Origin of the sequence: Actinomyces faecalis (assembly GCF_013184985.2) — a bacterium.
Taxonomy (GTDB): Bacteria; Actinomycetota; Actinomycetes; order Actinomycetales; family Actinomycetaceae; genus Actinomyces; species Actinomyces faecalis.
In genome coordinates this window covers 2214361-2227586 of sequence record NZ_CP063418.1, presented here as the reverse complement: position 1 = coordinate 2227586, position 13226 = coordinate 2214361, and the positions used below count along the sequence as shown (strand labels likewise).

Annotated in this window: 12 protein-coding genes; 7 read left to right on the top strand and 5 right to left on the bottom strand. The window is 64.7% G+C overall.

Going from position 1 to position 13226, the window contains the following annotated elements; all coding sequences use genetic code 11:
* Nucleotides 1–95: 95 nt before the first annotated feature.
* Nucleotides 96–1019 carry a sugar phosphate isomerase/epimerase family protein gene (locus HRL51_RS09580; RefSeq protein ID WP_172119474.1) on the bottom strand — a complete coding sequence of 308 codons (924 nt, stop codon included), beginning with the start codon at nucleotides 1017–1019 and terminating at the stop codon, nucleotides 96–98.
* 106 nt (nucleotides 1020–1125) lie between these two features.
* Complete coding sequence (locus HRL51_RS09575) at nucleotides 1126–2847, bottom strand: dihydroxyacetone kinase family protein (RefSeq protein ID WP_172191500.1); 1722 nt, start codon at nucleotides 2845–2847, stop codon at nucleotides 1126–1128.
* A gap of 170 nt (nucleotides 2848–3017) precedes the next feature.
* Here HRL51_RS09575 and HRL51_RS09570 point away from each other — a divergent pair, with 170 nt between their 5' ends.
* A complete protein-coding gene (locus HRL51_RS09570; protein ID WP_172119476.1) occupies nucleotides 3018–3731 on the top strand; it encodes a GntR family transcriptional regulator in 714 nt (237 codons plus the stop codon).
* 45 nt (nucleotides 3732–3776) lie between these two features.
* Here the strand turns inward: HRL51_RS09570 and HRL51_RS09565 are convergent, their stop codons facing one another.
* Complete coding sequence (locus HRL51_RS09565; RefSeq protein WP_172191498.1) at nucleotides 3777–4793, bottom strand: LacI family DNA-binding transcriptional regulator; 1017 nt, start codon at nucleotides 4791–4793, stop codon at nucleotides 3777–3779.
* A gap of 220 nt (nucleotides 4794–5013) precedes the next feature.
* Here HRL51_RS09565 and HRL51_RS09560 point away from each other — a divergent pair, with 220 nt between their 5' ends.
* The 5 genes from HRL51_RS09560 to HRL51_RS09540 all read left to right on the top strand — a co-directional run bounded on the left by HRL51_RS09560 (nucleotide 5014) and on the right by HRL51_RS09540 (nucleotide 10508).
* Complete coding sequence (locus HRL51_RS09560) at nucleotides 5014–6267, top strand: sugar ABC transporter substrate-binding protein (protein WP_218957630.1); 1254 nt, start codon at nucleotides 5014–5016, stop codon at nucleotides 6265–6267.
* Nucleotides 6268–6329: 62 nt separating this feature from the next.
* Entirely contained in the window at nucleotides 6330–7244 is a 915-nt protein-coding gene (locus HRL51_RS09555) for a carbohydrate ABC transporter permease (protein ID WP_244960157.1), read from the top strand.
* A 15-nt stretch (nucleotides 7245–7259) separates the two neighbouring features.
* Nucleotides 7260–8078 carry a carbohydrate ABC transporter permease gene (locus HRL51_RS09550; protein WP_172191496.1) on the top strand — a complete coding sequence of 273 codons (819 nt, stop codon included), beginning with the start codon at nucleotides 7260–7262 and terminating at the stop codon, nucleotides 8076–8078.
* A 90-nt stretch (nucleotides 8079–8168) separates the two neighbouring features.
* Complete coding sequence (locus tag HRL51_RS09545) at nucleotides 8169–10172, top strand: glycoside hydrolase family 31 protein (protein ID WP_172191494.1); 2004 nt, start codon at nucleotides 8169–8171, stop codon at nucleotides 10170–10172.
* A 102-nt stretch (nucleotides 10173–10274) separates the two neighbouring features.
* A complete protein-coding gene (locus HRL51_RS09540) occupies nucleotides 10275–10508 on the top strand; it encodes a Beta-galactosidase C-terminal domain (protein WP_172191492.1) in 234 nt (77 codons plus the stop codon).
* A gap of 30 nt (nucleotides 10509–10538) precedes the next feature.
* Here the strand turns inward: HRL51_RS09540 and HRL51_RS09535 are convergent, their stop codons facing one another.
* Nucleotides 10539–11312 carry a HipA domain-containing protein gene (locus HRL51_RS09535; protein ID WP_194256520.1) on the bottom strand — a complete coding sequence of 258 codons (774 nt, stop codon included), beginning with the start codon at nucleotides 11310–11312 and terminating at the stop codon, nucleotides 10539–10541.
* Nucleotides 11313–11601: 289 nt separating this feature from the next.
* The gene (locus tag HRL51_RS09530; RefSeq protein ID WP_244960156.1) at nucleotides 11602–11862 is read right to left on the bottom strand and encodes a helix-turn-helix domain-containing protein; all 261 of its coding nucleotides are present in this window, start codon (nucleotides 11860–11862) and stop codon (nucleotides 11602–11604) included.
* Nucleotides 11863–12051: 189 nt separating this feature from the next.
* Between HRL51_RS09530 and HRL51_RS09525 the strand changes: the two genes are divergently transcribed.
* Nucleotides 12052–13212 (top strand): ATP-binding protein, encoded by a 1161-nt coding sequence (locus tag HRL51_RS09525; protein WP_172191486.1) that lies wholly within the window; start codon nucleotides 12052–12054, stop codon nucleotides 13210–13212.
* Nucleotides 13213–13226: the final 14 nt, after the last annotated feature.

Here is a 13226-nt window from a genome sequence, read left to right as displayed (position 1 = left end):
ATGGGGCGCTCAGGGCGCACCCTCCCTGTGCTGGGGTGCGAGTGGTCGCACCCCAGCACAGGCGTGGCCGTGGAAGGCCTGTCGGGACGTCGTCCCTACTTGTTGCTGAGGTAGGAGCGGATGACGTCGCGGATGTACTCGGCGTTCTCGGCGCCTACGCCGAGCCAGTCCGAGCCGTAGTGCTCGACCATGAAGGGGCCGGTGTAACCGAGCTTGAGAGCCTTGCGGATCACGGCGCGGTAGTTGATCGTCCCGTACTTGAGGGGCACGGGTGCGGACATGTAGGAGCCGGTGGCCGGGTCCTCGTCGCGGATGTAGTTCTTGATGTGCCAGTAGTTGGCGTAGGGCAGCACGATGTCGTACATGTCCTCGCCCTTGGGCATGGGCCGGTGCAGACGGATGAGGTTGCCGATGTCAGGGTTGATGCCGACGGCGGCGTGGTCCACGTCCTTGAGGAACTGGACAGCGCCCTCGGGGGTGCCGAGGAAGGTGTCCTCGTACATCTCCAGGCTGATCTGCATGCCCAGGCCCTGCGCGTGCTCGCCCAGCTCGCGGACGCGCTCGACGGCCTTGTCGTACAGAGCAGGGTCGTCGTGGTGGCCGTCGGCCAGCCAGAACCACAGGGCCTCCTTCTGGGCAGGGTAGAGCTCCTGCAGGAAGCCGACGTTGACGAACTTTGCGCCCAGCTCGGCACCGCGGTCGATGGTGCGGTGGACCATCGCCAGGTTCTCATCGCCACGCTCGGTGTCGATCACCGAGTTGCGTCCGATCGAGATGGCGATGATGCGCAGGTCGAGGTCGTCCAGGACCTCCTTGAGCTCAGCGAAGCGCTCGTCGCTGATGTCGCCGATCGGCACCCAGTCGTCCATGGGGTCGATGTAGCGGTAGCCCAGCTCGGCCACCTGGGACAGCTGCTCGCGCCAGACGCTCGCCGGTGCCTCTGCGGCAAGCTGGCCGTCCTCGGTGTACGGGCCGTAGCTGATCTTGGCTGCGATGGGCCAGCCGTCTGCTGTGTACACGTCATCCTCCTTGATGCGTTCAGTTGATGTGTCGTTCAGGGTGCGTAGGTCCTGGCCTGGCTCGCTCCGGGGCGGGTCAGGCTTGAGGTATGTGGTGGGGCAGCCGTCAGGAGCTGGCCGTCAGCTCCTGGGCGACGGCGGTGACGATCTGCGAGAAGGAGACCGCGCCGGGGTCGGGGTGTCCCAGGGAGGCGTCCCCGTGAGTCTTGGCACGTCCCTTGCGGGCCACCATGTCCGCGGTGGAGGCGGCGGCCTGGGTAGCGACCTCGGCGGCGTCCCGGAAGGCAGCTGCCAGGTCAGCGCCGGCCTCGCTCATGGACTGGGCGAAGGGCTCGGTGGCGTCGACCATGGTCTTGTCGCCGATCTGGGCCCCGCCGAACTCGGCGACGGCACGGGCGCCGGCGGCAACCGCCTGGATCAGCTCGCCTTCCTCCGTCCGGGTCTCGTCGCTCAAGCTTGCGGCAATCGTCTCCAGGGTGCGCCCCCACAGGGCTCCGGAGGTGCCCCCTGCTCCCTCGGCCCAGGCCTGGCCAGCCAGCGTCAGCAGCGTGGCCGCTCCAGCCCTGGCCTCGAGTGCGGCGTGCGCGGCGCTGGAGGCGGCGGTAGCGCCCAGCACCATGCCCTGACCGTGGTCGCCGTCGCCGGCGATGGAGTCGAGCTGACCGAGGGACTCGGCGTTCGCCTTGCAGGTACGGGCCACGAGGTCGAGCAGCTCGGTCACGCGCCGGGCCTGCGCGACCGAGGCCTCGCCGCCCCGGGTGATCTGGGTCGCGGCGTCGTCCTTGACCTCACGGCGGGCGCCGCCCAGCGCGGCTCCGTCAACCTGGCCGCGAGTGAAGGCGGGGGTGTAGGCCGGGGCGGTCCACAGCGACTCCAGCTCCTCGTCGAGGAAGCAGACCGTCAGGGAGACTCCGGCCATGTCCAGGCTCGTGACAGCCTCGTCGACGACGGGAGCGACGACGGTCAGCCCTGCCTGCTCCAGCAGCTCGGCAATGTCGCCGTACAGGACGAAGAGCTCTTCGTACTTGGTCGCGCCCAGGCCGTTGACGATCACGGCCACGCGGCCGTCGTAACCGTCCCTGCCGCGCTCAGGCTCCTCTGCGAGAACGCCGGAGACCAGGTGCTGGGCGACCTCGGTCGCACCAACCAGCTTGTGGCTGGACAGCCCGGGTTCGCCATGGATCCCGAGCCCCAGCTCGTAGGTGCCGTCAGCGACCTCGAAGAGCGGCTCGGTGGCGCCTGGCAGGGTCGGCCCGGAGAAGGCAATACCGAGGGAGCGGGTGAGGTCGTTCGAGCGCCAGGCCAGGGCCTCGACCTGGTCAAGGTTGTCTCCCCGTGCGGCAGCCGCGCCGGCGACCTTCGCCACGATGAGGTCACCGGCGATGCCGCGGCGCTCGCGGTGCTGGTCCGGCTTGCCGGAGGCGACGTCGTCGGAGATCGTCACGATACGGGCGTCGATGCCCTCCTCGGCCAGTGCCTCGGCGCCCTGGCCGAACTGGAGACAGTCGCCGGCGTAGTTGCCGAAGAGCAGGAGCGTGCCGGCCCCGTTGTCGGCCGAGCGGGTGACGGAGATGACCTGGGACGCGGAGGGGGAGGCGAAGATGTTGCCGCACACGGCGCCGTGGGCGATGCCGGGACCCACCCAGCCGGCGAAGGCCGGGTAGTGGCCGCTGCCGCCGCCGACGACGACGGCGACCTCGCCCTCGGGGGAGGTGGTCGCGCGCACGACGCCGCCGTGGACGGGCTGGACCAGATCGGCGTGGGCGGCAACGAAGCCGCGAAGGCTGTCTGCGGCGAAGGTCAGTGGGTCGTTGACCAGGAATGTCACGGTGAACTCCTCTTCGGCTCCGTCGCTTCCTTGCGACGTGATGCAGGTGTGTCCTGCGTTACGGGAATATCCTATAGGATATCGAGTGTGAGATGTCAAGGCGTGGGATACCTCACTTCTCGGTACGTCCTCTGCCGTGTGCAGACTGATGTTCCCTCTAAGGTTTTCCCATGTCGCCCAGCCCCGTCCCACAGCCTGTCCTGGAGCCGATCCCGGCACGCGGTCTGACTGATGACGTCTATGACACGCTCCTTGACATGCTCACCTCAGGCGTCTTCGAGCCTGACGCCCCGCTCTACATCGATCGGCTGGCCAAGAGCCTGCAAGTCTCTCCCACGCCGATCAGGGAGGCGCTGGCTCGGCTGGAGTCAACCGGGTTGATCAGTCGCACGACCCGTCGCGGCTACCGGGTTGCCCCGCCGATGTCGGCCGCACAGATGCGAGAGCTGGTGGAGGCGCGGCTGGTCCTGGAGGCTGGAGCGCTTGAGCGTGCGCTGGAGGACAAGGAGGCGCTTGTCGCCGATCTTCGCGAGGCGTGGGAGCGGCACCGGCGTGAGGCGGAGAAGTTCGCTGATCCGGCCCTGGCGACCGATGTCCAGGCGGTGCACGAGTACTTCGAGATCGACTGGGCGTTCCACCAGGCGATCCTCGACCACTGCGGGAACCGGTACATCAACCGCTCAGTGAACGCGCTGTCCTTCTCTGTCCACCGTATGCGTCAGACGATCGGAGCGGGCACCACGGACGCGCCGATCGCCGTGGCTGAGCATGAAGAGATCCTGCAGGCCCTGGAGGAAGGGCGTGATGAGGACGCACTGGAGGCGTTGGCGAGCCATCTGCGGAATGTCGCTATCCGCTCGACGAGCAAGGACACCGATGAGTAGGTTGCGGTGCCGTCTCGGTTGAGGGTGGCTTCGGTCCGCCCCTCGTCACGTGGCGGGGCGCAGAGACGCTCCGGCGTGAAAGATCGGGGAGATGGTCTGTAGGCCCTGATTGAGGTTGCGGGGTCCTCCTTCAAGGGTGTTGATGAGGATCTCAATCGCGGTGGACACCACCGTGGGAACGTCGGCGTCAAAGTAGGTGTAGTCGATCTCCGTGTGAGGGGAGTCGGCTGGGTGGGCGGCGGCCACTAATGAGACGTCCTGCCCGGGAGTGAGGCCCAGAGCGAGCAAGGCGTTAGCGGCATCGTCAGCGCACAAGGTAGGGCCGGTGATGATGGCCGAGAGCTCTGGGCGGGTCTGGAGGGCCTGGCTGATCGCCTCGCGCATAGGGGCTAGGCCTCGCTGGACCTCGGCGTGGACCAGGTCGCAGCCTCGGTCGGTGGCGTGGTTGCTGAGCGTGCGGTTAAAACGGTGTGAGAAGCCCATGGCGCGTACGTGTTCCGAGGTGCTAGTCAGGATAAGGGCCTCGGTGTGGCCACGATCAGCTACCAGGTCGACGCAGCGTTCGGCGACCTCCTCAAAGCTGGTATCGACCGCTGTCACATCGGAGTCGTGACTGGTGCCGATGAAGATGGAGGGGATGCGAGCCTCGTGCGCCTGAAGTACGCGAGGGTCGGAGTCCAGGACATCCATGATGACCAGGCCGTCGCACTGGGCGGAGTCGATGAGGCGACGCATTCCCTCAATACCTTCTTCGGAGGAGGCCATCAGTAGCTCGTAGTCATACTCGCGGCAGGCCGCGGCGATCGAGACGACGTAGCGGTACTGGTTCGCGGTGTCCGTCAGCGCGTGGTAGGGCACAACGACGCCGATGATGCCGCTGCGTCGGCTTCTGAGGGCGCGGGCGCTCACGTGAGGGCGGTATCCCAGCTCGTCCATGGCTGCCAGGACGCGAGCCTCAGTGTCTGGCGCGACGAATCTCTTGCCGCTCAGGACGTAGGAGACCGTCGACTGTGAGACGCCAGCTGCCTCGGCGACGTCTCGGCTGGTGACGGAAGTGGCCATCTGTGTCTCCGGTGCAGTTGGTCGAGAACGGGGAGAGGTTAAAAATGTCTTGCGATCGACTTAACCTCACGATACATTCGTGACACGGGGCACGACGACGAAGCTGTGCCCAACCCCCATTACATCATCGTCTGAGGCGTCGAAGGACCAGTTCTCATACGTATGCGCATACGTATCCCTCTGAGATTTCAACGTTTCGACGAGGAGGAAGGATCCCCTCATGTCTGCAACGATGCCCATGACCTCGATCGCCCGCCGCCGTCTCCTCCAGGGCACCGCCCTCGCACTTGCCGCTGTGCCGCTTGCCGCTTGTGGCGGAGGCGGCGGTGGTCAGTCTGGCTCTGGTGACGCTACGACCCTGAAGATCCTCGACTACTACGCCGACGACCCCGACAACGGCATCTTTGCTGAGGCTCTTGAGGCTGCGGCGAAGAAGGTAGGTGTCACGATCGAGCGGGAGGCTGTCCACGGTACGAGCCTGATCCAGAAGGTTCTGCAGATGAGCTCCTCGCACACGCTGCCTGACCTGCTCATGCTGGACAACCCAGATCTCCAGCAGATCGCGGCTACCGGCGCGCTGACTCCGCTGGGAGACCTTGGCTTCAAGGCGGACGGCTTCATCGAAGGCTTCGTAGGTGCTGGCACCTACGAGGGTGAGCTCTACGGCATGGGACCGTGCGCCAACACCCTCGGTCTGTACTACAACAAGGACCTGCTTGACGCGGCAGGTGTGACCGTACCGACCACCTGGGATGAGCTCAAGGCTGCCGCTAAGACACTGACAAGCGGCGACACCTACGGCATCGCCTTCTGCGCCAAGGCCTCCTATGAGGGCTCCTGGCAGTTCCTCCCCTTCTTCTGGTCCGCTGGGGCTGAGGAGACGAATATCGCTACTCCGGAGGCGGCAAGCGCGCTGCAGCTGTGGGTGGACCTTGTGCGCGAAGGCTCGGCGTCGGAGTCTGTCCTCAACTGGTCCCAGACGGAGGTGGGAGAACAGTTCACCTCGGCCAAGGCGGCGATGGTCATCGATGGCCCGTGGCTGACGACGACGTTCGACAAGTCGGACGTCAACTGGGCCGTGGCACAGATTCCGGTTCCGGCGGCCGGTGACACCGCAGTCGCCCCGCTAGGCGGCGAGCTGTGGACGGTCCCGCAGACCGGGGACCAGGCCAAGCAGGCCAAGGCGATGGAGCTGCTGCAGGCTCTCCTGGACGATGACACGGTCCTGGAGCTCAACACCACCCGCTTCACCATCCCCACGAAGGAGGCCGTGGACGCCGCCTACATCGAGGCGCTGCCTCAGATGGAGTCACTGGTTACCGCCGTCAACAACGGCCGTTCGCGCACCGCCCAGCTCGGTGAGGCATGGCCCAAGACTGCCGAGGCTCTCTACAACGCGATCCAGTCGGCGCTGACGGGCAAGGAAGAGCCCCTGGCCGCACTTGAGACAGCCAAGTCTGACTTCCTGTCCTGACGGCGACGCCGGGGCCCGGAGACGAGCCCCGGCGTCGCTACTGACGAGAAAGGAGCGCAACGGTGCCTTCTGAAACGATCCGGCCAGCACGCCGTCGCCAACAACGACGTGAGGAGCTGGCGAAATGGGCCTTCCTGACCCCCGCAATTGTCTTCCTGCTACTGTTCTTCGGCTATCCGATCATCAAGAACGTCACGATGAGCCTGCAGGAGTACACGACCAAGACCTTCTACACCGGTGAGGCACCCTTCGTAGGGCTGGACAACTACATCGCGGTCATCCGTTCCTCGGTCTTCACCACTGCCCTGCTGAATACGGTCCTGTTCACTGTCGGATCGATCATCGGGCAGTTCACCATTGGTCTGGCGTTGGCAGTCTTCTTCAAGAAGCGTTTTCCGCTCAGCGGCGTCATGCGCTCGCTCCTGCTGCTGCCCTGGCTGCTTCCGATGATTGTCTCCAGCGCCATCTGGAAGTGGATGCTGGACAAGGACAGCGGAGTCATCAACCAGGTCCTGGGGCTGCTTCACATTGACGCCGTGCCGTGGCTGACGAGCACCTCGGTGGCACTCATCGCCGTCATCATGGTCAATATCTGGCTCGGGATCCCCTTCAACATGACCATCCTCTACTCCGGGCTCCAGGACATCCCGGACGAGCTGTACGAGGCCGCGGCACTGGACGGGGCCGTAGGGTGGAAGGCCTTCCGCAACGTCACCTGGCCCCTGTTGCGCCCGGTGGTCTCGGTGGTCCTCATTCTTGGCGTGGTCTACACCCTCAAGGTTCTCGACATCATCCTGGGACTGACCGGAGGCGGGCCCTCCAACGCCACGGAGACGTTGGCGACGCAGTCCTACAAGCTGTCCTTCGCCAACTTCGAGTTCGGCCAGGGAGCAGCACTGGGCAACATCCTCGTGATCATTGCCCTGGTCTTCGCTCTGGTCTACCTGCGGGTCTCCCGCTCCAGCGACCAGGACTGAGAGGCGGCAACGAACATGCGACACTCAAGCAACCGCACCTGGTTCCACGTGGTGCTGGGCTTGTTCTTCCTGGCCCTCATGCTCTTCCCCGTCTACTGGATGGTCAACGCCTCGTTGCAGCCGGGTGTGGCCACCGTCGATCTCAGCTGGTTCCCGATTCACCCGAGCCTGGACGGCTACCGCTCTGCGTTCGCCAGCCAGGGAGGCAATCTGGTGACCAGCCTCGTGGTGGCAGTCGGTGCCACGGTACTCAGCTTGGTGATTTCGACTCCTGCGGCCTACGCGCTCTCGCTGTACCGTGTGCGCGGGTCCGCGCTGGTCATGTTCGCCCTGCTCATCAGCCAGATGATCCCGGGCATCGTCATTGCCAACGCCCTGTACTCGGCTTACAACGACCTGGGCATCCTCAACACCACACTAGGCCTCATTCTTGCTGACTCCGCCTTGGGCGTTCCCTTCTCCATTCTCATCATCCAGGCCTTCATGCGGGCGATCCCCATGTCCGTGCTGGAGGCTGCCAGGGTCGACGGCGCAGGTAGGTTCCGCACCTTTTTCTCTATCGTGCTGCCGCTGAGCACGAATGCCGTCATCACGGCGGCGCTGTTCAGCTTCCTGTTCGCGTGGAGTGACTTCCTGTTCGCCCTGACGCTGAGCTCCAACTCCTCGGCCCGTCCGGTCACCCTGGGTATCTACCAGTTCATAGGTGGCTACGTCGCTGACTGGGGCGCGGTCATGGCGACGGCGACGATGGCCTCCCTGCCTGCTGCGATCCTGCTTGTGGTCGCTCAGAAGTACGTAGCCGCCGGCGCGACTGGAGGGGCGGTGAAGGCCTGACGTCCCTGACAACCCTGGCTCTGGGGCGGGCGTGACCGCTCAGGCCAACCGTACTCATCATCTTTGACACCAGGAGCGAAGGAGCTTCATATGCTGGAGTACACAGCAATCCAAGACGGCTTTGAAGTTCGGCACGAGCACGAGGTGCTGCGTGTGGAGCAGTGGGGGCCGGACTCTGTGCGCGTGCGAGCCGCGCAGCACCAGATCCCGAGCAGCGACGTCGGCGCGCTGGAGGAGCGACCGGAAGGGCTGCCCGCAGCCAGCGCTTCGCAGGACGAGGACGGAACCGTCCGCTTCGTCGTCGGCAACTTGACCGTGCGTGCCCGTCTGGACTCTGGCGACGGCAAGCCTGCGGTCATGCTGGAGTTCCTGCGCACCCGTGACGGCGCGGAGCTGCTGGCTGAGAAGCGCGAGCACTTCTGGTGGCCAGGCTCCCACGTGTTCTACGGACAGCGTTTAGGCCTGTACGAGATCCACCAGCAGTTCAAGGCTTACGAGGGAGAGCGCGTCTACGGCCTGGGACAGCACCAGCACGGACGCCTGGACCACAAGGGCCTGGTCGTCGACCTGGTCCAGCGCAACACCGAGGTCAACATCCCCTTCTACCTGTCCAGCCGCGGCTATGGCTTCCTGTGGAACAACCCGGCCGTCGGGCGTGTGGAGTTCTCCGACGACGCTACTCGCTGGGTCGCGGATGCCGCGCCAGCCCTGGACTACTGGGTGACAGCGGGCGAGAACCCGGTGGAGATCATGTCCCACTATGCTGACGCCGTCGGACACGCCCCGCAGCTGCCGGAGTGGGCCTCGGGCTTCTGGCAGTGCAAGCTGCGCTACCTGAGCCAGCAGGAGATCCTTGACGTTGCTCGCGAGCACAAGCGCCGTGGTCTGCCACTGTCCGTGATCGTCACAGACTTCTTCCACTGGACCGCGATGGGCGACTACAAGTTCGACCCCGAGGAGTACCCGGACCCAGAGGCCATGATCCGGGAGCTGGATGAGATGGGTGTCAAGCTCATGGTCTCGATCTGGCCGACGATCTCGCCGCTTTCCGAGAACTATGACGAGATGCGCGCACGCGGCCTCCTAGTGGGGGCCGACCAGGGGGTGGAGTTCCACCAGGACATCCACGACAAGAAGATGCCACGCTCGCTGCCGGTGTCCTTCTACGACCCGACCAACCCGCGCTCGCGCAAGTTCCTGTGGGACACCGTCAAGCGTCACTACTTTGACCTAGGTGTGCGCGTGTGGTGGTTGGACGCCTGCGAGCCCGAGCTCAACCCTGGTCACCCGAAGAACCTGTCCTTCTACGCTGGTCCTGGTGCCGCGGTGGCCAACATCTACCCGCGTGACAACGCGCGCACCTTCTACGAGGGTAACCGCGACGCGGGAGAGGAGCCGACTGTCCTGCTGTGCCGTTCGGCATGGGCTGGCCAGGCGAAGTTCGGCGCGGCGGTATGGTCCGGGGACATCCCGCCGACCTGGGACTCCCTGGCCCGTCAGATCCGGGCAGGACTGAGCATCGGAATGTCTGGGATCCCGTGGTGGACGACGGATATTGGTGGCTTCCACGGAGGTGACCCCTCCGACCCGGACTACCAGGAGCTGTACGCCCGTTGGTTCGCCTTCGGCACCTTCTGCCCGCTCTTCCGTCTGCACGGTCACCGCGAGCCTCGCGGGGAGCTCGGGTCACCCCTGAGCGGTGGCCCCAACGAGGTGTGGAGCTATGGCGAGCGCTGCCTGGAGGTCTCGCGCGAGCACATGGAGCTGCGAGAGAAGCTACGGCCGTACATCGCCACGGTCATGGGCGAGGCTGCCGAGCAGGGTACTCCGGCCATACGCACGCTCTTCCTGCAGTTCCCCGAGGACGAGGCTGCCTGGGAGATCGATGACGAGTTCATGCTTGGCCCTGACCTACTCGTGGCGCCCGTGCTGGAGGCTGGCGTCAGCGAGCGTGAGGTCTACCTGCCTGCTGGCGCTCGCTGGGTCGAGATTCACTCCGGTGAGACCTTCGACGGTGGTCAGCGGGTGACAGTGGCTGCGCCGTATGAGTACATTCCGGTCTTCCGCCGCGAGGGCGCGGAGATCGGGATCTGACCCAGAGTCGTGCCGTTCGTTGAACGGTGATCGGGTGGGCCCCTCCTGTCAGCAGCATGAGGGGGACCCACCCCGCTGTGTTACGCCAGCCAGTGCTGACCGGTGTGTGCTGGGCCAGGGACAGGCCTGGCCTCGCCGCTCGCTGGGCTGATCGAGGCACCTGAGGGGGTCGAGCTCGCGGTGCGTCGTAAGGACGAGCGGCAGTGGCTGTTCGTCCTCAACTACCAGGACGAGCCCCAGGTCCTCCGGCTGCCGGCGGTGTACACGGATCTGCTCAGCGGCGCTAGTGAGCAGGTCGAGGTCGAGCCCTACGGCGTGAGGATCTACGAGCTCTGAGCCCGGTCGGCATGATGCTGGTGCGCCCCGCTATGGCCCGTAGCGGGGCACACCGCCGTCGAGCACGGTGGAGAAGTCGCAGGACTCTGCGATGACGTGTCCGCAGGCCTGGGCAACCTCCGGATCAAGTCCCCACTTTTGCGGGGCGGTGTACCAGACGGAACGTGTGCAGGCGGCGATACGGGCCGTCATGGCCGCAACCGCGTCTCGCGGCAGGCCCCAGTCGGTGCCAAGCAGCTGCTCCAGGCTACGCGATGAGCTGCCCGCGGTGAGTGGGGTCCCCTCCTGCTCATCTGGATAGGGGACGACGTCGAATAGGGGAGCGATTTCCCAGCCGTCGCCACGGTGGATGAAACTGAGGTTGCGGGCGTGGTCATCGATGTTGTGCACGCACATCGCCAGGGCAGCGGCTTGAACGACCTGTCTGACCGCTCGGACGCCCACGAGATAGCGTGCTGTCTCGGCGGCCGTCTGGTAGGTCATTGAGTCGTACGGGCCGAGCATTGCTGCAGTGCGCATTGACTGATAGCCGTAACGGCCTTCGACACATCGGTCGAACCGGTCGAGGAGGAGGATCGCGCGGGTCTCGTCAAGCCGGATGAGGCGGAAATCGGGGACGGCAAGCCCCGCATCCCATGCAGCGCTGGGAGCGATCGCCTCGCCACGGGTGAAGACCTCGACGCCGGCCAGGACGGTAGCCAGCTCCTCGACGCGCGCTACCTGCCCCGAGGTGAGCCAGTCACCTGTCCCGGTGCTCAGACGTAGGGCTCCTTGCCGGGACTCATCGGCAACGGCTGCCAACACGCCGAGACTTGTGCTGACCTCTTCCAACGGTCGGCTACGGCTGATGACACAGTGTCCCCAGGAGTCCGGTCCGGCGTCATCCAGGGCGCCGAAGGTCGACGTACCTCCAGGTGGGCTCAACGGGCCGGTCTGGAGGGGCAGGCCTACTCCGATCTCGCAACCTGAGGTCAGCCAGGTGGGAGCGTAGGTGAATGACTGGATCTGTGCGTGACCGGCCAGCGAGAGAGCTCCAACCCACGAGGTCGTACCGTCTGGGTGGGTCCAGTGCACTGGAGCGGGACGGCGGAGCTCATCGGGACTTCTTTTCCAGCGCGCTGAGGACGAGCGTCCGGCCGACGAGGTCCTCAAGAGGGTCGACGGCTTGAGCGACCTTGTGGTCAATACCGAGGACGGACAGCACGGCGAAGACGTTGCCGAAGGAGACGCCGGACGGGTTTGTCTCGATCTGGCGCAAGGTGGTGCGTGAGATGCCAGAGCGGTCTGCGACGTCGGTCGCGGACAGGCCTCGGGCCAGTCGCCATGAGCGGATGGACGGTCCGATGGTCTTCATCCTGCGTCTGGTGGCGGGATGCCAACTTTTTGCCATGTCATCATCGTGGTGATGGCCAAGATACTTGTCAAGAGATGATGTTATGGATGGAATCCTGGCCATCCAGGTCTGCGCGGCGAGAGGTATAAAGCAATCAAAAACTTATAAAAAATCTAAAAACTTCACTCTCCTTGCGTGTATCATGACAGCATGATCGTGTCGAATCCCTTCAGTCCGACGCTAGGCAAGACTCCGCCTCTCCTAGTCGGTCGTGAGGACGTGTTGGAGGAGTTTGATGACGCTCTCGCTTCCGGCCCGGGGGCGCACGAGCGAGTGACTGTCCTCACGGGCATGCGCGGCATCGGGAAGACCGTCATGCTCAATGAACTCGAGCGTCTAGCTCGTGAGCGTTACGGCTGGATCGTGTTTTCCGAGACCGGAACGATCGGATTCATGGATCGTCTGCGCGATGCCGTTGTTCGGGAACTGTTGCGACAGGATCCCGGTGCGCGCACGCGGCTGACTGACCTTGGGCTCTTTGGGGTGTCTATCGGAGTTTCTCACGAGGCTCCTACCCTGCCGCCGGTGGACTTGCGAGGTGCGCTGAGTGGCTTGCTTGACCAGCTGATCGATAAAGCGGGCGTACTCGGGCAACAGGCAGCAGGGGTCATGATCACGCTTGATGAACTTCACCATCTGCGCACTGATGAAATCCGGCAGCTCGCCGCCACGATCCAACACCTGATCCGTGAAGACCGGCAGATCTGCCTTGTTATGGCAGGGATTCCCGCAGCGGTTCGCCCTCTCCTGGCTTCCAGTGACGACTCGAACCCGATTACCTTCCTGCGGCGCGCGAATATGGTGACTCTTGGCGGCGTCCGCGACGCCGATGTCGAGCGCGCCTTGCAGGAGCCTGTGGAGGATGTTGAGGCGCGGTGGGATCCTGACGCCTTGGCAGCGGCAGTACGGGCGTGCGCGGGCTATCCCTTCATGATTCAACTCGTAGGGCGATGGGCTTGTCGGTATGCGCAGGGGGTGCTTATTACACCCAAGGCTGCAGCGCAGGGGATAGCGAAGGCGCGTCGCAAGATTGGCGCGCTTGTCCACGAGCCGGCAGTATCTGACTTGTCGGACGTCGATCGCACTTTCCTCGTTGCTATGGCGGTTGACGATGGGCCCTCATTGATGGCTGACATCGCTGAGCGTATGGGTGTGGATGCCCAATATGCGGGTGTGTATAGGAAGAGACTCATTGACGCCCAGATGATTGAGTCCGTGGGATGGGGACAGGTTGATTTCATCCTGCCGTATGTCAGGGAGTATCTGCGCGAGCATGTGGCACCGCTCATCTCTGAAGGAGGAGGTATGTAAGCCCTGGCACGGGG

Excerpts from the sequence above, each read along its gene's own strand:
- HRL51_RS09570 (WP_172119476.1), top strand. The coding sequence starts at position 3,018 with ATGTCGCCCAGCCCCGTCCCACAGCCTGTCCTGGAGCCGATCCCGGCA.
- HRL51_RS09565 (WP_172191498.1), bottom strand. The coding sequence starts at position 4,793 with ATGGCCACTTCCGTCACCAGCCGAGACGTCGCCGAGGCAGCTGGCGTC.
- HRL51_RS09560 (WP_218957630.1), top strand. The coding sequence starts at position 5,014 with ATGTCTGCAACGATGCCCATGACCTCGATCGCCCGCCGCCGTCTCCTC.
- HRL51_RS09550 (WP_172191496.1), top strand. The coding sequence starts at position 7,260 with ATGCGACACTCAAGCAACCGCACCTGGTTCCACGTGGTGCTGGGCTTG.
- HRL51_RS09545 (WP_172191494.1), top strand. The coding sequence starts at position 8,169 with ATGCTGGAGTACACAGCAATCCAAGACGGCTTTGAAGTTCGGCACGAG.
- HRL51_RS09530 (WP_244960156.1), bottom strand. The coding sequence starts at position 11,862 with ATGAAGACCATCGGACCGTCCATCCGCTCATGGCGACTGGCCCGAGGC.
- HRL51_RS09525 (WP_172191486.1), top strand. The coding sequence starts at position 12,052 with ATGATCGTGTCGAATCCCTTCAGTCCGACGCTAGGCAAGACTCCGCCT.